The sequence below is a fragment of the Methylosinus sp. LW3 genome (assembly GCF_000527115.1).
Classification (GTDB): domain Bacteria; phylum Pseudomonadota; class Alphaproteobacteria; order Rhizobiales; family Beijerinckiaceae; genus Methylosinus.
In genome coordinates this window covers 232,295-254,172 of sequence record NZ_AZUO01000004.1, presented here as the reverse complement: position 1 = coordinate 254,172, position 21,878 = coordinate 232,295, and the positions used below count along the sequence as shown (strand labels likewise).

15 protein-coding genes and 2 pseudogenes are annotated in these 21,878 nt (G+C 62.6%); 11 read left to right on the top strand and 6 right to left on the bottom strand.

The genetic code is table 11. The features are described from left to right. Both METLW3_RS0123880 and METLW3_RS26550 read left to right on the top strand, forming a co-directional pair. Positions 1 to 3,167: efflux RND transporter permease subunit (locus METLW3_RS0123880; protein ID WP_036310427.1), on the top strand; the 3,167-nt coding region annotated here is incomplete at its 5' end. Then, the gene (locus METLW3_RS26550) at positions 3,164 to 4,558 is read left to right on the top strand and encodes an efflux transporter outer membrane subunit (RefSeq protein WP_051465640.1); all 1,395 of its coding nucleotides are present in this window, start codon (positions 3,164 to 3,166) and stop codon (positions 4,556 to 4,558) included. The genes METLW3_RS0123880 and METLW3_RS26550, both read left to right, overlap by 4 nt. 92 nt (positions 4,559 to 4,650) lie before the next feature. Here METLW3_RS26550 and METLW3_RS29230 read toward each other — a convergent pair. Continuing rightward, positions 4,651 to 5,053, bottom strand: a pseudogene (locus tag METLW3_RS29230) (hypothetical protein); the annotation flags it as partial. Positions 5,054 to 5,134: 81 nt separating this feature from the next. Continuing rightward, positions 5,135 to 5,275 (bottom strand): annotated as a pseudogene (locus tag METLW3_RS29225) (IS6 family transposase); the annotation flags it as partial. A gap of 666 nt (positions 5,276 to 5,941) precedes the next feature. Between METLW3_RS29225 and METLW3_RS0123860 the strand changes: the two are divergent. Continuing rightward, the gene (locus tag METLW3_RS0123860) at positions 5,942 to 10,075 is read left to right on the top strand and encodes a non-ribosomal peptide synthetase (RefSeq protein ID WP_024882233.1); all 4,134 of its coding nucleotides are present in this window, start codon (positions 5,942 to 5,944) and stop codon (positions 10,073 to 10,075) included. 375 nt (positions 10,076 to 10,450) lie between these two features. On the opposite strand, the gene METLW3_RS0123850 is transcribed toward METLW3_RS0123860, so the two are convergent. Together METLW3_RS0123850 and METLW3_RS0123845 are read right to left on the bottom strand one after the other, a co-directional pair. Then, positions 10,451 to 11,254 (bottom strand): ABC transporter ATP-binding protein, encoded by an 804-nt coding sequence (locus tag METLW3_RS0123850; RefSeq protein WP_024882231.1) that lies wholly within the window; start codon positions 11,252 to 11,254, stop codon positions 10,451 to 10,453. Next, positions 11,247 to 12,275 carry an iron ABC transporter permease gene (locus tag METLW3_RS0123845; protein ID WP_036290077.1) on the bottom strand — a complete coding sequence of 343 codons (1,029 nt, stop codon included), beginning with the start codon at positions 12,273 to 12,275 and terminating at the stop codon, positions 11,247 to 11,249. The genes METLW3_RS0123850 and METLW3_RS0123845 overlap by 8 nt, the downstream gene beginning before the upstream one ends. Before the next feature lie 904 nt (positions 12,276 to 13,179). Between METLW3_RS0123845 and METLW3_RS29220 the strand changes: the two genes are divergently transcribed. The 5 genes from METLW3_RS29220 to METLW3_RS0123825 all read left to right on the top strand — a co-directional run bounded on the left by METLW3_RS29220 (position 13,180) and on the right by METLW3_RS0123825 (position 18,903). Continuing rightward, positions 13,180 to 14,055: a hypothetical protein gene (locus tag METLW3_RS29220; RefSeq protein ID WP_245267499.1), complete on the top strand. Its 876-nt coding sequence runs from the start codon at positions 13,180 to 13,182 to the stop codon at positions 14,053 to 14,055. Positions 14,056 to 14,529: 474 nt separating this feature from the next. Beyond that, a complete protein-coding gene (locus METLW3_RS26535) occupies positions 14,530 to 16,623 on the top strand; it encodes a TonB-dependent receptor (RefSeq protein WP_036310364.1) in 2,094 nt (697 codons plus the stop codon). Next, positions 16,595 to 16,756: a hypothetical protein gene (locus METLW3_RS29385; RefSeq protein WP_348625831.1), complete on the top strand. Its 162-nt coding sequence runs from the start codon at positions 16,595 to 16,597 to the stop codon at positions 16,754 to 16,756. The genes METLW3_RS26535 and METLW3_RS29385 overlap by 29 nt, the downstream gene beginning before the upstream one ends. 122 nt (positions 16,757 to 16,878) lie before the next feature. After that, positions 16,879 to 17,880 carry an ABC transporter substrate-binding protein gene (locus METLW3_RS0123830; protein WP_024882229.1) on the top strand — a complete coding sequence of 334 codons (1,002 nt, stop codon included), beginning with the start codon at positions 16,879 to 16,881 and terminating at the stop codon, positions 17,878 to 17,880. A gap of 3 nt (positions 17,881 to 17,883) precedes the next feature. Next, the gene (locus tag METLW3_RS0123825) at positions 17,884 to 18,903 is read left to right on the top strand and encodes a hypothetical protein (RefSeq protein ID WP_024882228.1); all 1,020 of its coding nucleotides are present in this window, start codon (positions 17,884 to 17,886) and stop codon (positions 18,901 to 18,903) included. Between the two features lie 421 nt (positions 18,904 to 19,324). On the opposite strand, the gene METLW3_RS0123820 is transcribed toward METLW3_RS0123825, so the two are convergent. Both METLW3_RS0123820 and METLW3_RS28610 read right to left on the bottom strand, forming a co-directional pair. Next, on the bottom strand, positions 19,325 to 19,828 hold the full coding sequence (locus tag METLW3_RS0123820) for a hypothetical protein (RefSeq protein ID WP_064033548.1): 504 nt from the start codon (positions 19,826 to 19,828) through the stop codon (positions 19,325 to 19,327). Continuing rightward, entirely contained in the window at positions 19,785 to 20,390 is a 606-nt protein-coding gene (locus tag METLW3_RS28610; RefSeq protein ID WP_157096359.1) for a hypothetical protein, read from the bottom strand. Before METLW3_RS28610 ends, METLW3_RS0123820 begins: the two co-directional genes overlap by 44 nt. 89 nt (positions 20,391 to 20,479) lie before the next feature. Here METLW3_RS28610 and METLW3_RS26530 point away from each other — a divergent pair, with 89 nt between their 5' ends. Genes METLW3_RS26530 through METLW3_RS0123805 form a run of 3 tightly spaced genes read left to right on the top strand, consistent with a single transcriptional unit; the run spans position 20,480 to position 21,870 of the window. Then, complete coding sequence (locus tag METLW3_RS26530) at positions 20,480 to 21,271, top strand: DUF4892 domain-containing protein (RefSeq protein ID WP_051465626.1); 792 nt, start codon at positions 20,480 to 20,482, stop codon at positions 21,269 to 21,271. Positions 21,272 to 21,278: 7 nt separating this feature from the next. After that, complete coding sequence (locus tag METLW3_RS27940) at positions 21,279 to 21,446, top strand: OmpA family protein (RefSeq protein ID WP_083967387.1); 168 nt, start codon at positions 21,279 to 21,281, stop codon at positions 21,444 to 21,446. A 13-nt stretch (positions 21,447 to 21,459) separates the two neighbouring features. Continuing rightward, a complete protein-coding gene (locus METLW3_RS0123805; protein ID WP_024882226.1) occupies positions 21,460 to 21,870 on the top strand; it encodes a DUF3617 family protein in 411 nt (136 codons plus the stop codon). Positions 21,871 to 21,878: the final 8 nt, after the last annotated feature.

The window sequence follows — 21,878 nt, the reverse complement described above, 5'->3', positions numbered from 1 at the left end:
CCCCGCTTCCCAAGGTCGACTTCCCGACCATAATGGTGCAGGCGCAAATGCCGGGCGCGAGCCCGGAGACGATGGCGGCCACTGTGGCGGCGCCGCTCGAGCGGCGCCTCGGCCAGATCGCCGACGTCGCCGAAATGACGTCCGAGAACGCCGTGGGCTCGACGCGAGTCATTCTTCAGTTCGGTCTCGATCGCGACATCAATGGCGCGGCGCGCGATGTCGAGGCCGCGATCAACGCCGCGCGCGTCGATCTTCCGACAGCGCTGCGCGCCAAGCCGACCTATCGCCGATTCAATCCGGCCGAGGCGCCGATCCTGATCCTGGCGCTCACCTCCAAGACGCTCACGCCCGGTCAGCTCTACGACAGCGCGGCGACCGTTCTTCAGCAGCGCCTTCTCCAGGTCGATGGTATTGGCAATATCGATGTCGGCGGCAGCTCTCTCCCAGCCGTGCGCGTCGATCTCGATCCCCGGGCTCTGTTCGACTACGGGATCGCCATGGAGGAGATCCGGGCTGCGCTCTCGGCCGCGAACGCCAATAGCGCCAAAGGCGCGATCGACGAGGGCGAGCGCCGCTTCCAGCTCTATGCGAATGATCAGGCCACGCGCGCTCGCGACTATGCCGATCTCGTCGTCGCCTATCGCGACGGCCGGCCCGTGCTTCTGCACGATATCGCAAAAGTCGAAGACTCAGTCGAGAATGTTCGCAACATCAGCTATGTCAACGACAAATCCGCGGTCGTAATGATCCTGTTCAAGCAGCCGGGCGGCAATATCGTCGAGATCGTCGATCGCGTGAAGAGCTTGCTGCCGCAGCTGCGCGCCGCTTTGCCCGGCGATATAGAGCTGAGCCTTTCCGGCGACCGCAGCGTCACCATACGCTCGTCGCTCGCTCATGCCGAGCAATCTCTCGTTATCGCATTGGCGCTCGTGGTGCTCGTCGTCTTCGTCTTTCTGCGCAGCGCGCAGGCGACGCTGATCCCCGCGGTGACCGTGCCCGTGTCGATCCTCGGGTCCTTCGCCGTGATGAAATTTTGTGATTACAGTCTCGACAATCTTTCGTTGATGGCGCTGACGATCGCCACCGGCTTCGTCGTCGACGATTCGATCGTCGTCCTCGAGAACATCGCGCGGCACAGGGAGGCCGGCGCCTCGCGCATAGAGGCCGCCATTCGCGGGGCCGGCGAAGTGAGCTTCACCGTGGTCTCGATGAGCGTCTCCCTCGTCGCCGTGTTTCTGCCGATCCTTCTCATGGGCGGCCTCGTCGGTCGACTGTTCCGGGAATTCGCGATCGTGCTGTCGATCGCGATCGGCGTGTCCCTGCTGCTCGCGCTCACGGCGACGCCGATGCTATGCGCGCTCTTCCTCGCGGGAAAGGACGACCGCCCCGCAGGCCGTCTCGCGCGCGCGACCGGCGCCGCGCTCGACGGCCTGCGTCAAGGTTATGATCTTTCTCTGCGCGGCGCGCTCGCCCATCCACGCCTCGTCCTCTTCTCTTTGCTTCTGACTGTGGGCTTCAATATTTTCCTTTTCGCCGTGGCGCCGAAGAGCCTATTTCCGCTCGAGGACGGCGGATTGTTGATGGGCGGGGTCCGCGCCGATCAGAGCATCTCCTTCGACGCGATGCGTCTCGAGGTCGAGCAGACGCTCGCGATCATGCGGGCCGATCCCGCCGTCGAGACGGTGACTGCCTCCATCGGGGACGGCGCCGTCAATCAAGCGCGAATGTTCACGACGCTCAAGCCGCTCGAAGAGCGGCGAGACTCGGCCTTCGCGGTCATGGCGCGATTGCGCCCCAAGCTCGCGGCTATTCCCGGCGCCGATGTGATGATGTTTCCGCGGCAGGAGCTGTTTCTCGGCGGCCGCATGAGCTTCGCGCAATTCCAATACACGCTGCTCTCCGACGACGCCGCCACGCTTCGGAGCTGGGCGCCGAAGCTCTATGCGGCGATGAAGCAGCAATCAGCGCTCGTCGACGTCACATCCGATCAACAGATCGGCGGCCTCGAAACCAAGGTCGTGATCGATCGCGCGACGGCGGCGCGCTATGGCGTGACGCCAGACGTCATCGACGCGACGCTCTACGACGCCTTCGGGCAGCGGCAGGTATCGACCATCTACCAGGAACAAAATCAATATCACGTCGTCATGGGAATCGCGCCGCGCTATCTGCAGGACCCTTCCTCGCTCGAGCAAATCTATGTCAGCACCTCGGGAGCGACCGCGAGCGGAACGACCTCCACCAACGCCACCTACGGCACCGTCTCCGTCGCGTCCTCGCAGCCGACCTCCGTGATCGCCTCGGCGCGCAACAAGGCGACCAATTCGATCGCCACGAGCAGCGGCGGCCGTGCGTCGAGCGCGGCCGCCGTCAGCTCCAGCCGCGCAGCCATGATTCCGATCAGCGCCTTCGCGCGTCTCGAGCCATCGACGACGCCTGTCCAGATCAACCACCAGGGCCAGGCCGTCGCAACGACGATCTCATTCAATCTCGCGCCGGGCGCGACGCTCGCCGACGCGACCGCGGCCGTCGACAAGGCGGTCGGCGACATTCATCTGCCGAACGCGATCCACGGCGCCTTCGGCGGCTCTGCCGGGGCGTCCCAATCGCTCATTGGAACCATGCCTCTATTGATCGGAGCGGCGCTCCTCGCCGTCTATGCCGTGCTCGGAATTCTCTACGAGAGCTATGTGCATCCACTGACGATCCTTTCGACGCTTCCCTCCGCGGGCGTCGGCGCCGTGCTCGCATTGATCCTCGCCGGCGTGGATTTCAGCGTCATCGCGCTCATCGGCGTGTTCCTGCTGATCGGCATCGTCAAGAAGAACGCGATAATGATCGTCGATTTCGCTCTGCAAGCCGAGCGCGACGGGCTGTCGCCGGCGGAAGCGGTTCATCGCGCCTGCCTCGCGCGCTTTCGTCCCATCATGATGACGACTTTCGCCGCTCTGCTCGGCGCCGTGCCGCTCGTGCTCGATCACGGCGTCGGGGCGGAGCTGCGGCGTCCGCTCGGCGTCTCGATCATCGGGGGGCTGATCGTCAGCCAATTTCTGACGCTCTATACGACGCCCGTCGTCTATCTCTATCTCGGACGGCTTTCGCTGTGGTCGCACCGGCTCTGGCGGCGCGCCTTTCCGGGATCGAGCGTCGCGGAGCTCGCGGAATGAGGCGTCCATCTATGTTCTTCGGGCTCTGCGGCGCCGTCATGTCGCTTCAGGGCTGTTTGATGGTCGGTCCCGATTATGTGCGGCCAGAGGTCGTCGCGCCCGGCGCATTCAAAGAGGCGCCGAAAGGCTGGAAATTCGCCGAGCCGGCCGACGGCGCCGATCGCGGCTCTTGGTGGCGCGTATTCGAGGACCCGATCCTCGACGCGCTCGTTCCACAGGTCGCGATCGACAATCAGAATTTGAAGGCCTATGAGGCGGCCTATCGCCAAGCGCTCGCCGTGGCGCGGGAGGATCGGTCGAGCCTATTCCCGAGCGTGTCGACCAGCGTGTCTTCGACGCGCGCGCGCAGTTCCGGATCGATCGCCACGACACAGAATGCGCAAGGCACGGCGAGCTGGGAGATCGATCTCTGGGGAAAGATCCGCCGGCAGATCGAGAGCGCCGAAGCGGGCGCGGGAGCGAGCGCCGCGGAACTCGCCGATCTCACGCTTTCCGCGCAAGCGACGCTCGTCACCGATTACTTCGCGCTGCGCTACCAGGACTCGCTGGCGCGGCTGCTGAACGAGACGGTGAACGCCTATGAGCGGAGCCTGACGATCACGCAGAACCAATATGCGGCTGGCGTCGCCTCGCAGTCGGATGTGATCACCGCGCAGACCCAGCTCGAGACGACGCGCGCCTCGGCGATCGGCGCGGAAGTCTTGCGCGCCCAATATGAGCATGCGATCGCCTTGCTGACGGGCAGGGCTCCTTCCGCCCTGTCGATTCCGCGCGGTGAGCTGCCGCGCGCCGTCCCGACGCCCCCCGCCGCGCTTCCGTCGTCCCTGCTCGAGCGTCGGCCGGATATCGCCGCGGCGGAACGCAAGATGGAACAGCAGAATGCGCTGATCGGCGTCGCAATCGCGGCCTATTTCCCCACCATCGACCTCACCGCCGCCGCCGGCTATGCCGGCGCTTCGCCGCTGGTCTCGGCCAGCAACGCCGCCTGGTCGCTGGCGGCGAGCGGCAGTCGGCTGCTGATCGACGGCGGCGCGCGGGAGGCGACGGTCGACGCCGCCCGAGCGTCATATGAGCAGAGCGTCGCCAATTATCGTCAGACAGTGCTCGCGGCCTTCCAGGCGGTGGAGGATCAACTTTCAAATCTTCGTATCCTCGCGCGACAATCCGCGGCGCAGGCGGCAGCGGTTCGAGTCGCGCGGCGCGCGGTGGAGATCTCGCTCAACCAATATAAAGCCGGCGCCTCGGCCTATACGGCAGTGGTCACGGCGCAAGCCGCCGCGCTCGCCAATGAAGAGACCGAGCTGCAAATTCGGCAGAGCCGGCTCGCGGCGAGCGCAAATCTGATGAAGGCGCTCGGAGGGGGCTGGAGCGCCGTGCTCTCGGAGCGTTGAGCAAAACTTTGGAGATTGGGAGAGGCGGGCCTTTGCATAGAGCCCGGCGCGATCGCGCCTTATGATCTCGATAGTGGGACGCCATGGCGTGAGCACATCGACTCGAAACCAGCGCGGGCGCCAGGCGGCCAACCTCGTTCACGGCCGATCTCTGTGAACATGTAGGCGCACCCTGGGAAGAAAGCGTCCTTGGCGGCCTGGTCGGTGTCGCCGACGAAGCCCATAGCGTGAACGCCGATCTGGAGCGTCTCGTCCGCATGGCCGGCGCGGCGACCCGCCTGCCGATGGAGATCGACGAGCGGGCGGAAGCGCCGGAAGCGCCGCGTCGAGAAATTCTTCGCGATGATGTTCGCCGACGCCGAACACATCGAGTCCGACGCGGTCGTCGATCTCCGCTTCGTCGAGCAGACACGCCATCCGCTTGGCGGCCGATATGATTTTCCCCGTCGCAGGATCGGGGATGATCGCCGCGAAGCTGTCGACGCCGATTTCCATGTCGCTTCCTTTGAAAATCAGCTGCGCGGGACAGCGCGTCGGCCCCTCGCGATGCTTTTCGACGAGAAACCTGTCGAAAAGCAGCGTGGAATGGTCGACTTCGACGCCTCGCTCTTCCATCATTTCCTCGAGTTGACGATAGCTCATCGGATACGCCACATACCACCGGACGCCTCACAGGATCACGTCGCGTTCAAAATGGCTGCCCTTGAAATCGATCATCGGACTATTCCGCCTGCCCCACGCCCGGCGATCATAGCCCCAACGGACCCGCGAGAAAAATTCGCGACAGAGCCATGAAAAAAGCTTGACGCATTTTACCACCCGCAAACGTCTATACCTGCGAGCAAGGTGAGGCACAGCGACGAAGCGTCGTCGCCCGACAGGCGACACGTGGACCGTGCAGGAGTCGCATGATGACGCTGAGCCCGCCAGAATTGATCGGGGGAGCATGACGGACCGCGTTATCATAGACAAGGCGAGCTCTGGATCGGCGGTCCTACCTGATGACGAAACCGACGGCGCCTATCTTCAACGTAGGAGGCAGCGTGAATCCAACGCGCGCACCGATCCGTGCAGGTTGCCGATTGTCGGCCGCTCCAGACACGTACCATGTGTCGAGGACACAAACGCGCTCGACCGCGTGGCCTGCGCCGGCGCGCGCGCTCTCGGCCACAAGCATCCTGTTGTCGCAGCGGACAATGGCGACGCCCTCGACGTGGACTGCGTCAGGACTGCGCTGACCGCCGCGCTCCCCGATTGCATGGTCCCGCGCGTCTATCGAACGGCGACGTTGCGCGAACTGGCGCGCGCGATAGATGCGGCCGCGTCATTCCGAACTTTAGCTGTACCCGCTCCTGTCGACGAAGAACTCTAGGAATTCGTGCGATGAACACAACGCAGCTCCTACAGGAAATGCAGACGCGGCGAATCGACGTCACGCTGAAAGAGGGCCGTCTCCAATTCAAGGCGCCAAAAGGCGCACTGACGGAGGAGATCAAAAAAGCGCTCGGCGCCCATAAGGATGCGCTCATCGCAGCCCTGAACGTCGGAGCTGGAAAGGCGCCGCCTCCAATTTTCCCGGCTCCGCTGTCGTCGTCATATCGCGTGTCGTTTTCGCAAGAGCGACTGTGGTTTCTCGATCAATTCGAATCATCGTCCTATGCGATGCCGACGGCCGTCCGCCTGTCGGGCCATCTCGAGCTCGACGTGTTCCGCTCTTGCGTCGAGGAGATCGTCGCGCGCCACGGGTCATTGCGGACAGTGTTCGAAAGCATAGAGGGCGAGGCGCGTCAGCGCGTGCTCGGAGCAGATGCGGTTGCGCTCGCCTGCCCAATCGTCGATCTCGGCGGCGTCGCGGCGCAGGAACGGACAGCAAAGGCCCTTTCTCTGGTCGAGGAAGAATCCCGCCGGCCCTTCGATCTAACGGCCGGCCCGCTGCTGCGCGTGCTCGTCATCGATATGGGATCGTCCGATCCGCACGAGCATATCGTCGTCTTCACCATGCATCACATCGTCTCCGACGGTTGGTCGACCGAAGTTCTGCTGCGTGAGTTCGCGGCCCTCTACGAGGCGCGCCTCGCCGGACGCGACGCGAGCTTGCCGGAGCTGCCGATCCAATATGTCGACTATGCCGTCTGGCAGAGAGAATGGCTCGCCGGCGATGTGCAGGACCGGCAGCTCGCCTATTGGCGTGAAGCGCTCGCCGGCGCGCGCTTCACGCTCGATCTGCCGACCGACCGACCTCGCCCGCCCGTCCAGGACAATGCTGGCCGAACACTGAGCTTCATGGTTCCGGCCGCCTTGGCGGGGAAGCTGCGGGAGCTGACGCGCGCGCGAGGCGCGACGCTCTACATGACGCTGCTCGCCGCCTTCTTCATTTTGCTCGCGCGCTGGAGCGGCGAAAAGGATATTTGCGTCGGAACGCCCGTCGCCAATCGCCGCCGGGTCGAGCTCGAAGGGCTCATCGGCTTCTTCGTCAACACGCTCGTCATGCGCGGCGATCTTACGGGCGATCCGGATTTTTTCTCCTTCCTGGCCCGCGTTCGCGCCATGTGCCTCGGCGCGCAGGAGCATCAGGATCTGCCCTTCGAGCGTCTGGTCGAGGCGCTCGCGCCGGCGCGCGATCTTTCGCGCAGCCCGCTGTTCCAGGCGATGTTCAGCCTGCAAAACGCGCCAGCGCGCGCCTTCTCCCTGCAAGGCCTCGATATCGAGCCTTTCGAGGCGGACAGCGGAACGTCGAAATTCGACCTGAGCTTCGAATTCTCCGAAGAGCCGGATGGAAGGCTCGGCGGCGCGGCACAATATGCGACGGCGCTGTTCGAGCGCGAGACCGTCGAGCGGATGATCGCGCATTATCTGCGGTTGCTCGACCAGATCGTCGCGACGCCACATGCGCGTCTCGGCGAATTGGAGATGCTCCCTCGGGCCGAGCGTGATCTCCTGATCCATGGCTTCAACGCGACATCGGCGGACTTCCCCCGCGATCTGTCGATCGTGGACCTGTTCGTGACGCAGGCCCGGCGCAGCCCCGAGACCGTCGCGCTCTCCTGCAAGGGCGAGACGCTGAGCTATGACGCGCTCGACCGGCGATCGAACCAGCTGGCGCGAATGCTGATCGAGCGCGGCGCGGGGCCGGAAAAAATCGTCGGCCTCTGTCTCGAGCGCTCGGTCGAAATGGTTGTCTCGCTCATCGCCATCCTCAAATCGGGCGCCGCCTATCTGCCGCTCGATCCAGACTATCCTCGAGCGCGCCTCGCTTTCATGATCGACGACGCGAAGCCGCTCGTCACCATCGCCGACGCATCGCTGCAGGAGCGCCTGCCCGAAGCCGCGCCGCGCCTCATCCTCGACGCAACGGTCGACGCCCACAGCGACGCCCCGCTCGAGCCTTGCGCCAACCCTCAAAATATCGCCTATGTCATCTACACATCGGGCTCGACAGGGAAGCCGAAGGGAATCGCGATCCTGCATCAAAATGCGGTTGCGATGATCTTCTGGGCGCGCACGCATTTTCACGGCGATGGTGCGAGACGAATGCTCGCCTCGACGTCGATCTGCTTCGATCTGTCGGCGTTCGAATTGTTCCTGCCCCTATGCTTCGGCGGCGAAGTCATTCTCGTCGAGAATGCGCTCGCGCTCCTTTCCTCTGGTCATCGGCTCGAGCCGCAGATCGTCAACACCGTGCCCTCCGCCATGCGCGAGCTGCTGCGGCTCGACGCGCTGCCGTCCTCCATTCGCTACGTCAATCTCGCAGGAGAGCCCTTCCACCCGACGATAGCGCGCGCGCTGCTCGGCGAAGCGCGACTAGAAGGCGTCTTCAATCTCTATGGCCCGTCGGAATGCACAACCTATTCGACCTTCCAGCGCCTGGCCGACAGCGACGCCGATCATCCGCCAATCGGCGGACCGATCGACAACACGCAGGTCTATCTTCTGGACGCGCGCCTCGAGCCGGCCCCGCTGGGCGTCGCAGGCGAGCTCTATATCGGCGGCGAAGGCGTCGCGCGCGGCTATCTCGGCCGTCCCGAACTCACTGCCGAAAGATTTGTCCCAGATCCTTTCGGGGCGCCGGGGGCGCGCCTCTATCGCACAGGCGATCTCGGCCGACGCCGATCGGACGGGCAGATTCTCTTCCTCGGCCGCATCGACCATCAGGTGAAGATTCGCGGCTTTCGCATCGAGCTCGGCGAGATCGAGGCGGCGCTCGCCGAGCTGCCCGACATCCGCGCCGCGGTCGTCGTCGCGCACGAGGACGCGGGCGGCGACAAGCGCCTCGTCGCCTATGTGGCGGCGGACGCCTTCGACGCCTTCGATGTGGACCGCGCTAGGATTGCGCTGCGGGCCACGCTCCCCGATTACATGGTCCCCGCGGCCATCCTCGCGCTCCCCGACCTCCCCCTCAACGCAAACGGAAAAATCGACCGAAAGGCGCTGCCCCAAATCAGCGAACGCGCCGACAAAGCCGTCGAGCCGCCCAGAACCCAGACCGAGTGGATCATTCTGCAAGCGTTCAAGGAAGCGCTCGGACTCGAGCGCGTCGGCATGCACGACAATTTTTTCGAACTGGGCGGCAATTCGATCCTGGGACTGAAACTGGTCGAACGCATCCGCCGGTCGCTCAGCGAAGATATGTTCGTCGCCGCCATCTTTCGCGCGCCGACGCCAGCCATGCTCGCCCGCCTGCTCAGTGATGGGCTGCAGACGCATTCATCGCCTCTCGTGCGGCTCTGCGGGGCGGCCGGGCGTGGGCAGGTCTACTGCCTTCATCCCGCGGGCGGCTCCATCGTGCGCTATCGGCCGTTGGCGCTTCGACTCGAAAACATTTGCAGCGTTTACGGCGTTCAATCTCGGACCCTGCTCGAACCGAATTACCGAGCACATTCGATTCACGAAATGGCGCAAGACTATGCGGGCTTGTTGCGCGAGCTCCAGCCTGTCGGCCCCTATCGTCTCATCGGCTGGAGCGCAGGCGGCGCTCTAGCTCTCGCGACCGCGGCGGAACTCGAGCGCGGTGGTGAAACCGTCGACTTCATTGGCCTGCTCGATCCCACAATCGACGCGCAGAGGGACGGCCCCGGCGCGTCGATGATGGACCATCTGCAGAGCTTTGCCGAATTCCAGGACATCCGTCTCGAGCTGACGGAGGAAGATCGGCGCAATCTCATCGAAGCCGGCGCCGAACTCGACGAGCGCGCGCGCTTTATCGCGGCGGGCATTTGGGGGCGCGACCACGGCCTGTGGTCGGATGTTTCGACCGAGGTGCTCGCGCTTCTCTATGACGACAGCGTGGCCTTTCGCACAATGCTCGGGGAATATCAGGTCGAGCCGCTCGACGCCGATCTTCATATCTGGTGGGCGAAGCGCGCCGATTTCAATTCCGAACGACGCTGGACGCGGGGCGTGACGCATTCGAAGATCGTCGAGACGAGCCATGAACGGCTTGTCGTCGATCCAGTGGCGCATCACGATATCGCGGCGACCCTCGGGCGCATCATACGCGCCGCCGCGAGGCCAGCGTAAGGGCTCTGGCGCAAACGGCGGGAGACGGGCATACTGGCTCGATACGCGGAGCGAATTTCCGTGGTGAGCGCGATGTCGAGCGTTTTGCTGCGCGCCAAGCGATTCCGACATGCGGCGATCACGATCGCCGGCGTCGAACTCATGCATCGCATCAGGAAGAATCAATTCGCGCTGAGCAGATTTAGAGCCGCCGGGACAACTGCGCCCGAAATCTCGAGTGCGGTGCTCGCGGCCTGATCCGAACGAACTGCAAGGACCCCATCGCGTAGCTATCGGCAAAAATTGCGCTGCAACCGCGCAGCTAAGTCGGCATTTTTGAGCCAGACGAGCTGCGCAGCGCCGACTTCGGGGGATTGTCGACCATTCTCGCGCCTCTTACTCGGCTCCGATGGTCTCTTGGGAATGATGGCGCGCCATTTGCGTCGGCGTGAGGATTGGCGCGATCGTCTCGATTTCGCGGCCTTCATGCTCGAAAGCGATGCGCTTCAGCGGCGCGCGATAGAGCGAGCAGAGATTGTCCTCGGTCAAAATCTCGCGCGCCCGGCCGAAGAGGTAATCGCCTTGCCCGCGCATCAGCAGCGCATCGTCGGCGACCGCCAGAGCGTGATGCGGGTGATGCGTCGTCATCACGATCGTCAGTCTGTCGTTGCGCGCGAGGGAGGAGATGCGTTCGAGAACGAGCGACTGGTTCTCGAGGTCGAGCGCGGAGGTCGGCTCGTCGAGAACGAGAATATCGGCTTCGGCGACGAGAGCCCGCGCGAAGATGATGAGCTGACGCTGGCCGCCGGAGAGCTCGCCGAAAGGCCGCTGGGCGTAGTCGGCCATGCCGAAGCGATCGAGCGCGGCGAGCGCGGCCTCCTCGTCGTCGCGCGAGGGCTGCGAGAACAAGCCGATCTTTCGCGCACGCCCCATGAGCGCCATGTCGAGTGCGGTATAGTCGAAGGTGACCTCGAAGAGCTGCGGAACGAAGGCGATGCGCCCATTCACCGAGAGGCCGCCCTCGCAGGGCTTCAGCGCTCCGATGAGGAGATGCAGCAGCGTGGTCTTGCCGCGCCCATTGGGGCCGAGCAGCGCGAAGACGCTGCCGCGAGCGACGCGCGTGTCGCAATGGCGCAGCACCCATTGGTTCGGCCGATAGAAATAGCCGAGGTTGGTAAGGGAGATCGTCGGCTCACTCACGCATCCAGCCTTTCGATTGAGTCTTCCAGAAGAGGAAAGCGAAGATCGGCGCGCCGACCGCGCTTGTCAGCAGGCCGATCGGAATCTCCTGCTCGGTCGCGCTGCGCGCGATATCGTCCATGGCGAGGAGATAGATGCCGCCGAGATAAGCGGACGTCGGCAAGAGGCGCGTATGTTCCGGCCCGACCAGCATGCGCGCGAGATGCGGCACGATGAGCCCGACCCAGCCGACGCCGCCGGAGACGGAGACCTGCGCGGCGACCAGCAGAGCCACGAGGCCCATCAGCCCCCAGCGCAAGGCTTCGACATTCACGCCCAGCGCTTTCGCGTCCGTCTGGCCGAGCGAGAGCAGATTGATGCGCCAGCGCAGGGCGACCAGGGCCGTCCCCGCAAAGAGAGTGACGCCGGCGACGATCGCAACTTTCTCGTAGGTCGCGCCGGCGAAGCTGCCGAGCAGCCAATAGACGATGGAGGGTAGCTTCACTGTCGGATCGGCGAGCGTCTGCAACAGGCCGACGAGCGAGCCGCAGAAGCCGCCGACGATGACGCCGGAGAGCACGAGAGCGAGCGTGCTGGCGCGTCCCGTAAGCCGGGCCAGCGCGAAGGCGGCGGCGAGCGCGGCGAGGCCGGAGCCGAAGGCGAGACCGACGATGGCCAGCGGCGGCCAGGACAGCATTATGGCGGCGACGCCGCCGAGCGCGGCCCCGGAGGATACGCCGGCGATCTCCGGCCCCACGAGCGGATTGCGGAACACGCCCTGCATGGCGGCACCCGACATTGCGAGCCCCATGCCGCAGAGGGTGACGAGTAGAACGCGCGGCATGCGCACGATCTCGACGACGACCCAGGGAGCATTCTCATAGTCGCCGACGGCGTTGATCGGGAAGGTGGTGAAGACAATGCGCGCGACATCGGCGAAGGGAACCGGATAGCGCCCCAGCGTCAGTGAAAACAGCGCCAATAGAGCAATAGCTATCAAGAGAAGGACGGGAGCACAGTCAGCGCCTGGCTTGCGAAGCATTTTCGACATGATCCTCATCATAAGGTCCTTGCACGTGTGCTCGATATGCGCTGTCTATGTAATTACATTATATTGAGTTTTCGGCGAGAAAAAGCCGCTTCTTTAAGCTCAAGCGTCTACGACTGAAAATTAAAGCCGCTTGTCGTTACGATCCATCGATCGGGATTGGAGCTTTGGATGGGGAACCGCGGGATTGCGTTCAGCGCGATGCGGGGGTCCCTCCGCGCCGAATGGCGGACGGCTTTGACGAAACGGGGGAAGCCTCGGGCTGGAGACTAACGCCAGCAAAAGCATAGGCGTGCAGTGGTTTGCGAATAGACTGCGGCTATCTAGGAATAGACTCCGCGTCGCGCCGAAACTCGGTCGGGATTGTCGTAGGCTTCCATCGGTCTCGAACGCCAAATGGGAGGCGGTGGCGGGACTCCAGCCTCAACGACCGAATCGTGCATATGTTGTGTTACATAGCGGACAAAATATCTATTCATTTACAGACAAATAAAAAATCATTGACTGCTTTCAGCTATACTGTTGGCTATATGGCGTCGCCGCTTCGATCGAGCTTGCCGTGCCTCGCAACCCGCTGCTTCCGAAACCACAGAAAAAGCCGATCCGATGGCGCATCGGAGCTCACAAAGGCACGATAGGCGTCCCCGCAATGGCCGCCGCGCCGCCCCTCACGACGGTCGAAGAGACCCGCGAGCCCTTCTACAAAAAGGATCCTCGCGGCCGGAAACCAAAATCGCCCGCGAAGCCCCGCTCGACTCGCGACCTCCGCCGAGATTCGGGTCATTTCGAGACTATCGAAACGCGCACGCCACCCTCGTATCCGAGCGCTGGAAAAATCGACTTTTGCTCGGGCGGGCTGCTCGGCCACACGATCGCGAGTTGGGCGTCGGCGCTGGACATGGTCCCGCTCGATCACGGTCCGGTCGGCTGCGGCGCCTATGGGCAGACCATGCGCTTGATCGCGCCCGGCTATTTCCAAGGGGTCGAGAGCTTCGGCGCGCTTCACGCCTGCATGGATCTTCGAAGAGAAGATATCTGCGACGCCGGCGACCGCCGCCTCGCACGCGCGATCGACGAGATCGCGGAATTGTTTCCGCTGGCGCGCGGGGCCGTCATCGCCAGCGAAGAGCCCATGCCAGCGCTTGGCGCTAATATCGCCGGAATAGCGAAGGCCAAAATGGCGGAGCAGCGGAAGCTGATTCTGCCGCTCGGGGGCTATCGATCCTGGGTGGTCGAGACAGCGGCAGCGCTGCGTTCCGCCGAGCTGCTGCATCCGCTCACGACGAGCATCAGCAAGCGTGTGGCTCTTCCCTATTCCCGCGAGGCGACGGCGCTCGTCTGGATCGTCAGCAAGCTGCTCATGGAGATCGGCCTCGAGCCCGTTCATGAGATGACGCAATCATCAGCGATCGATCTCGCCCGCGTGAGCGATTGCAAATTGGTGATCGGCTTCGCGAGCAAGGTCGACGCGCTCGACGAGCGATTGCGCGGCGGCTATGCCGATCTGCTGCAACGATGGTTCGCGACGCCGATCGTCTGGACATGCTTCGAAAGCCCGTCCATGACGACGGCCTCGCTGCGCGCCATCACGAAACGTTTCGATCGCCGCGTCGCGCGTCGCGTCGATGCGGCGATCGTGAAGGGCGAGGCGCTCGTAGCGCAAACGGATCGAGCGCTACCGGCCTCGGCTCGAGGGGAAGCTTGTTCTGTTCTTTCGGCCGATGACCGAGGCGCAGCTCGAGCCCTATCGTCTTCTCGGGCTCCGCATCGGTGACGCATCCGGCTGGACAGGCAAGACCGGAAAGCAGCGCGCTCCGCGCCTGAAATGCGATCGCGACACTCACGATGAGAGAGCTATCGATTCGTACATATCTGAGGCGAAGCCCGATCTCGTGCTTCATTTCGGCAATGGCGAAACACGAGGCGAATATGAATGGCGCAAGCGTGGTCAGGTGGCGCTTCCCTTCTCGCCTTTCTTCAACCGAAAGGGCAACGCCTTCTGGGGATATGATGGCTTTGCCTGTCTCGCGGCCGCTCTCGACCGCGCGATGAATGCGACTTGGCGGGGGCTTGTCCCGCCGCCTTGGTGACGTTTCTGCGTCGATATTTTCAGCCGGGATCGGAACTCCGAAAGTCGCATGTTCGCGGCGCGGTTACGCGCGTCCGTGCGGCTTCCGTCCATGAGTTCCGTGTCACGGATCACGATTCGCAGTCTGGCCGCCGAGCGGCAACCACGGGGTGCTGAAGGATGAAGACCACGACACTATCTACGATTGGCTCGATCGCTCGCGCTCTGCTGGCCAGCGCTTCGGTCGTCGCCATCACGGCCTCGCTCGGCCGAGCGGTCGCGCAGGAGGCGGCGACGCTTCCTCCGATCGATGTCGCCGCGGCGCGCGCGACCAACGATCACAACCGCTCCGGCGTGGATGGCGGCGCCGCGGCCGGCTATCGCTTCGGCGCGACGTCGACGACCGGCCCTTGGGGCGAAAGGGCGATACAGGATACGCCCTATTCGGTTTATTCGGTGAGCGCTCCCTATATCGAAAATCGCGTCTTCTCGACGACGGACGAAGTCTTCCGCGGCAATCCGCTCACCCAGCTCAATATGGGGCAGGGGCGCGGCTATGGCTCGGCGATCTTTATTCGCGGCGTCAAGCAGCAGGGCGGCTTCAGCCAGATCGACGGCCTCAACATGTCGGGCGTCAGCGATCTTGTCATGCCTTTGGAGGACAAGGAGCGCGTCGACGTTCTCTCCGGCCTCTCCAGCTTCCTCTATGGGCCTGCGCATGTGGGCGGACTCGTCAATTTCGTCACCAAGCGGCCGACGCTGACGCCTTTCTCGAGCGTCACTTTCGGCAATTACGGCGGCTCGCAACCTTTCGTACATGTCGATCTCGGTGGCCCGTTCGAGAAGGGAAGCGATTTCGGATATAGGCTCAACTTGGTGAAGAGCAGCGGCGAAACCGCGATCGACGATAATTTCGTCGACAGATGGCTCGTCAGCGGCGCGCTCGATTGGCGACCGCTGCAACAGCTGCTGTTTCAGCTCAATTATTCGCATCAGCATATTTACGAGAAAGGCACGCTCGCCGATTGGGGATCGTTCAACGGGACTTTTCCGCATTTCAGCGCGAGCATTCTCGACCCCGCGAAAAATTACGGCCAGCCGTGGACGTTCAACAAGAACGATATGGACGTGCTCGGGGCCACTGTCACCTATGATGTGATGCGTAACATTAAATTCCGCGCCGCCTATCAATATGTCGATATAGAGAGCGAGAACCTCTACGCTGGCGACAATATCTCGTATAGCAACGGCTCATACTCCTGTTCGCTCGCATCTCTCTATAATGCGCCGCATGTGCAGCGCAATCAGGCGTGGTACGCCTTCACCGACTATGACCTCGATCTTCTCTCGATAAAGGCCAAGACGACATTCGGCCTTTATGGATCGAGCTACTCACGACGCCAGCATCAAGACAACACGCTCTTCAAAGGCCTCGGCTCCTTTCCTGTTTCTGCCGATCCCGTCTATGTCGCGCGTCCCACTTTCACCAATGGCGCGCAGCCTTACTTCCGGCAGCAACAGCTGGACCAGACGAATTGGATCATCGGCGAGGACATAGCCTTCAACGAGCAATGGTCTCTGCTCGCAGGCGCGAGCCTCGCCGACATCAAGGCGACGAATTTCAACACCAATGGAACGGTATCGAGCTATTTCGACAAGACGAGGCTCACGCCGACCGCCTCATTGATCTATAAGCCGCTGCCTTGGCTCACGGGCTATGGCACCTATATTCAATCGCTCGAAAATGGCGGGACGGCCTCGACCAGCTTCTCCTCATTGCCGGTGACCAACGCCAGCCAGGCGCTCAGCCCGACGACCAGTGAGCAGGTCGAGATCGGCGCGAAAGCCAATGTCTCGCAAATTCTGCTCACCGCCGCTTTGTTCCAGATCGACAAGACCAACACTTATTACAAATCGAATGGCGGCAGCTATACTTTCATCAATGACGGGCGGCAACTTCATCGCGGTCTCGAAATGACGGCGACGGGCAAGATATTGGGCGATCTGACCGTCACCGGCGGCTTCACGCTTCTCGATGCGAAGATCGCCCAGACCAACACGTTCTATCTGCTGGGCCAGCCTCCCTCTGGCTCGGCAAAAAAACATGGGGAAGCTCTACGTCGAATATCGCCTGCCCTTCGTGCAGGGGCTGACATTGACCGGCGGCTTCAACTATGTCGGCCCGCAGGTCGGCAATGTTTTTGCGCCGACGAATGTGCGCGCGATCGAATGGCTACCCTCTTACGTGACCGGCGACATCGGTCTACGCTATGAGACGCGCATCTTTGATACGGAGACGATCTGGCGCCTCGATGTGACCAATATCGCCAACGCATCCTATTGGCAGCAGACCGAAATGCTCGGTGCGCCGCGTACAGTCGCTTTTTCGGCGACCGCAAAATTCTAAAGGGACGAAGGTTGCGCTCTTTCGCGACGGGGAGCTTCGCTTTTCTGCCGATCCTATGCCTGGGATTGGCAGCCGGAGGCCCGCATGCCGCGTCGCCTTCGCCACATCGATCGATCAAGGATATGAAAGGCCGCGACGTCACCGCCGCGGTCCCGGCGCAACACGCCCTCATCTTTGCGCCGGTGTCCTCGATCTATCTCACCATAGATGGAGATCCAGGACATATCGCCGCTGTCAGCAGCCCACGATTCGGCGGCAACGAATTGAGCCGTGGGTTGCTGCGTCGGGTGTTTCCTGCGGTGCGTGACCTTGCGCGCGCGCCGACGCTAGGAGGCGACACTGTGGCGCCCGGCGACCCGGAAGCTATTCTGCTGACGCGAAGCGATGCGATCATGTCATGGTCGTGGTTCGCCGCTCCCTTGCTGAGGATCGGCGCACCCTTGGTTCAGCTCGATAGCCGAGCGTCTGGCGATGTGTCGCGGAGCGTGGAACAGCTCTGGCGATTGATCGGCGCCATTGCCGACAGGCAAGAGCGCGTGGACTTCCTGATTCGTCGTCATCAGGCGGAACTCGACGCCTTTTCGAAGGATCGCCCCGCTGCGCCAGTTCGTCGCAAGGTCGCCTATCTCTTCCAGATCGACCCGCTGATCATGGCGTTCGGCGGAACGGGAATCGACGCCGATCTCGATCGGGTGAATGCGGACAATATCGGTGCTTCGCTGCATTCGCCTCATATGACGATCGAGGAGCTGATCGTGCGCGAGCCGGAGGTCATCATAATTTCCGCCTATCCGAGCGACGACGCGGTTCGTCGCTTGCTGGATAATCCTGCGCTTCGATGTGTGCCCGCCGTTCGATCGCGAAAAGTCTATCGCGAGCCGCATGGGGGAACGCGCATGGAAGGAATGGTCGAGGAGCCGATCATGTTGCAATGGATGTCGGAAGTCATCTATCCGGAGTGGGCCGGGTGGCGATTTCGCATGAAGCTGCGGCAGGCCTATGCGGATGTCTACGGCGTCGTCCTCACCGACGATGCGATCGACGAAGCCCTGGTTTTGCGAGAAAATGCGGGCTCGGCGGAATACGCCCGCTTCCTCGCTTCGAATGACGCGGAGCGACGCTGAGTCATGCCACGAGAAATCATCATCACCGGCATTCATCTCCACGCCAACGCCACGGCATGCTTCCATCATTGCCGCTATTGCCAGCTGAAGAGCTATAGGCTGCGACCGGCGCCATTAGAACGTTTTGTCGCCCTGGTCGAACGCTTCATCGAATGGCGTAATGACGGACACGAAGATTTCGAGATCGCGCCTTGGTATGGGAACAGCCATGATTACACATTGGCGACGACCAAAGCTCTTCGCGAGCTGGAGAAGAACCTCGGCTGGAAAAGCCACGTCGTTCTGCTCGGCGGCGTTGCGCATCGACCGCGACGAGAGATGAAGCAATGGCTGCTGGAGCGGCGCGTTCTCGGGATCGACACAGTGGTGGCGACGTTCAGCGGCCACGGCGCTCGTCACGATCATTGGAACAATATGGCCGGCAATTACCAATTCCAGCTCGACACTCTGCATTTGGCTGCGGAACTCGGTCTGAAGCTGCAACAGCGGATCTTGTTGATCCGTGACAGTGTTCCGAGCTTGGACGAGCTGCTGGTTGATCTGGACCGCATTCCAGCCGCGTCCCACGAGCGCTGGGCTATTCCGCTTTTCTATTCCGGCGTGGCGCGTGGTGTCGAGGAGCAGAGTCTCACCGAGCAGGAAATAGATTCGCTTCCCGCGCGCCTCAAAGACTATCTTCGTGATGACAGGCCTAATTGGCGGTCGGAAAAAAAGTGGATCGAGCATGTTCGCCGGTCGCCCGATGACGAAGCGGAAGCCATGGCCATCAGCCTCCCACTCGATGAGCAAAGTCTCGATTGGGCCGAGGCCTGTTCCTGCGATCAAATCATCACGGAGCTCGAAGCTCGCTGGCGTGCGGCCCATCTTACCGCGCCGTCTCGCAAGGAGCTATGCGCGGGTTATGGCGACATCGCCAATGATAGGCTGTATTTTAATGTGCAGCAGATGGAGAAGGCTTGGTTCGATCGTTATAAGAAGGACAATGTTTGTCGGTTCGATATCAGCGCCACAAAATTTTCGTGAGTTCCGCGGGTCCATTGCCGCGCGCGCCGGGCGACGGTGGGGATGCGAGGCTGCCGAGCATCTCGAACTTGCAGCGTCGGTCGGGCCATCGCCCGACGAGCGTGTGTTGGAATGGCTCGTGACGAGCCTGATGAGCTCGTCGAGCCGGCTTGGCGGCGCTCACACTTCTGGCGGAGGGGCCAGGTTCAAACTGTCCTCTCCACAACCAGGTTAGCACTGCTATTGCGCGGCAACTTCCAGACGACGTTCACGCGCGGTCCAACGCTATATTCCGGAGTTCGAAAAACCGTGGAAACGCTTCCCTCACCCAGTCGGCGAATCGATGAGACCCGTTCGGCATTGCCTCGAGGGCTCTCGACCGGCGAGGACAATCGCTGCGCCAGCGTCATCGTCGCGGCCGAGCGGCGCTTCGCCCAGGCGATCAAGGGCGTCCGAGGTTCAGTTCTCTCGTGAGCTTCTCCCAGCTGTCGACGCCCGCGGCCGCATAAATCGCAGCGAGATGTTTCTTCAAAGCTTCGTTGCTGATTCCCGTTTCGGAGAGGCTGTCTCCGCGCGATCCTCCGAGAGCCGCGACAAAGGCGATTTTCTGTTGAAGCGGAGAAACGTCGAGTGCGAGCACACGATCGATCGTCTCGAGCCGTCGAGGCTCTTCCAGTTCGAACGTGACGAGAACCTGCTCGGCGCCGCCCTCCGGAGCCGTCAGCCGACGCGCCGTCACCTCGAGGCGGCCGCCGGGGATCGGCAGCGTCTCGCGCACGATCGCTCGGCCTTGGAGCCGTGCGCACAACTCGCGCACGACGCGGGGCGGTGAGCGGATGGGTCCGCAAAGGCGGATCTCTTGTCCCACGAGCGTGCACATCTTCAACAACAATTCGGCCTCTTCATCGAGCATCGCTAAGCGCTCGCCGGAGACATCGATCAGCATGTGTCCCCTTCTTGCGCTGCAACTCCAGACTTGTTGTCTCACAGGCGAGGCGATGGCCTGCTGCAAATAGGGGGTGACCTGTTCCAGCGCGGCCGCGTCGGTCGTCTCGAAAGCGCGTTGACCGCCGCGAAACAGCAGCACGACGGCGCGCGCGTCCGTCGAGATCGATTCTCAGATCGAGACTGTGATGATGGCCGCTCGCCCTGACCAATAGGTTGAAGGTGTTGGAAGAGAAATAGGCTTTGCCCGGCCGCGCGATGCGACCGACGCGCGGCCCCGGCGTACGCGCCAGCGCCGTTACGTTCAATTCGGCCGGGCCGATGAACAGCCGCTCGAATTCATTGACGAACAGGTCGCGCGCGCTCTCCGGCGAATCCTCATGGAAGAAGCCCTGGGGAAGGCCGTTCTCGTCGAGCCAGAAAATCGACGCCGCATCGGCTCCGACCAACTCGCGAATCTGGCGGCAGGCTGCGGGGGCGATCGGCGCGATCCCGGTCCCGGCGCGGCACAATAGATCGAGCGCATGTAATTTGCGCCGGGCCGTGTTCTTCTTGGCGGGCATTATCGCGCGGACCTCCCCGCGCGGGGAATAGCATTCAACACTCTGAACGCCTAGACCTCGCTCCCGGCAAAACGGGCAGGAGCAGGAATATGTCGAAATGCGAGTTGTTCTTTCCCGCCGTCACACTGATCGCGCTGGCGCTCTGCGCCGAATCGGCCTGCGCCGCCGATCTTCGCGGATCGCAGGATCATCCTCTGGTCGGCCGCTACGCCGGCTCGGAGATCACGGTCTATAAGCAATCTCAGTTCGGCGAAGCGCGACTGCTCGACCGTCCGATGGATCTCAAAGCTTCCGGCGACAAGTTGGCCGGCGTCAGCCTCACGCTGCAGGGCAGGATCACCACTATACGCTATGACGGGCCGAAGGATCGCTCGGCTCTCGAAATCGAACAAAATTTCAAATCCTCGCTCGAGACGAAAGGGTTCGAAATTCTGTTCGAATGCGGCGATCGAACCTGCCTCGGCGGCGAAAATTCCTATTTTCGTCTCGGCGGGGAACTCGAAGGGGCCATGGTCAATGCACGCTTCGGCTCAGGCGTGCGTTATGTGCTGGCCAAGCTCGCGCGCGCGGAAGGGGATGTCTACGCCGCCATATTGGTGGGCGAAAGCCGGAGCGCTCCGATCATCTCGGTCACGACCGCGGAACTGAAGCCGATCCAAGTCGACCGAATTGTCTTTCTTGACGCCGGCGCGATGGCCTCCGGGCTCGGGGCCTCGGGCCGTGTGGCGCTCTACGGCATATTCTTCGACACCGACCAGTCGGATCTGAAGCCAGAGTCGAAGCCGACGCTGGTCGAAATCGCCAAGCTGCTCGCGGCCCAGCCCGGCTTGAAGCTGATCGTCGCCGGTCACACCGACAAATCAGGGGGAATTTGGCTATAATCTCGGCTTGTCCGATCGCCGCGCCAAGGCCGTCGTCGTCGCTTTGACACGCGATCACGGCGTCGATCCCTCGCGGCTCACCCCTTTCGGCGCCGGCATGTCGTCGCCGATTGCCCTCAACAATGATGACGCCGGACGCGCCAAGAACCGTCGCGTCGAACTGGTCGAGCGATAAGGACATGAGAAGCATGAAGAGAATGACATTCGTCACATTGGCGCTGTGCGCCGTCGTTCCGGCGATAGCGCAGGAACGTCTGGAGCCCGGCTTGTGGTCGGTGACGCCATTACTACAGGGGCAGCCGGTCGGCGCCGCCACAGAACGTTGCATCACCGCGGAAGAAGCCAAGAGCGCCAATGGCGATGAAAAAGGAATCGCCGCCGCCCTGAGCGCGGAAAATCGGAAAGGCAAATGCACGATCAAGGATCTGAAACTCGACGGCCCGAGAATCCGCTTCTCCACCGTCTGTCAGGGCATGACCATGGCGTCCGACCTCACTTACGCCAAGACGAGCTATGAAGGGACGATGACGATGTCGGGGCCGGGCGGCGATCAGCAGGTCATCGGGACCAGGGGCCGGCGCATCGGCGCATGTCCTTGACGGGAGGC

Coding starts and splice junctions, on each gene's coding strand:
- METLW3_RS26530 (WP_051465626.1), top strand. CDS start 20,480: ATGTCGAAATGCGAGTTGTTCTTTCCCGCCGTCACACTGATCGCGCTG.
- METLW3_RS29220 (WP_245267499.1), top strand. CDS start 13,180: ATGGTCCCGCTCGATCACGGTCCGGTCGGCTGCGGCGCCTATGGGCAG.
- METLW3_RS0123805 (WP_024882226.1), top strand. CDS start 21,460: ATGAAGAGAATGACATTCGTCACATTGGCGCTGTGCGCCGTCGTTCCG.
- METLW3_RS0123820 (WP_064033548.1), bottom strand. CDS start 19,828: ATGCTGATCGATGTCTCCGGCGAGCGCTTAGCGATGCTCGATGAAGAG.
- METLW3_RS0123825 (WP_024882228.1), top strand. CDS start 17,884: ATGCCACGAGAAATCATCATCACCGGCATTCATCTCCACGCCAACGCC.
- METLW3_RS0123830 (WP_024882229.1), top strand. CDS start 16,879: ATGAAAGGCCGCGACGTCACCGCCGCGGTCCCGGCGCAACACGCCCTC.
- METLW3_RS26535 (WP_036310364.1), top strand. CDS start 14,530: ATGAAGACCACGACACTATCTACGATTGGCTCGATCGCTCGCGCTCTG.
- METLW3_RS28610 (WP_157096359.1), bottom strand. CDS start 20,390: ATGCCCGCCAAGAAGAACACGGCCCGGCGCAAATTACATGCGCTCGAT.
- METLW3_RS0123860 (WP_024882233.1), top strand. CDS start 5,942: ATGAACACAACGCAGCTCCTACAGGAAATGCAGACGCGGCGAATCGAC.
- METLW3_RS26550 (WP_051465640.1), top strand. CDS start 3,164: ATGAGGCGTCCATCTATGTTCTTCGGGCTCTGCGGCGCCGTCATGTCG.
- METLW3_RS0123845 (WP_036290077.1), bottom strand. CDS start 12,275: ATGCTTCGCAAGCCAGGCGCTGACTGTGCTCCCGTCCTTCTCTTGATA.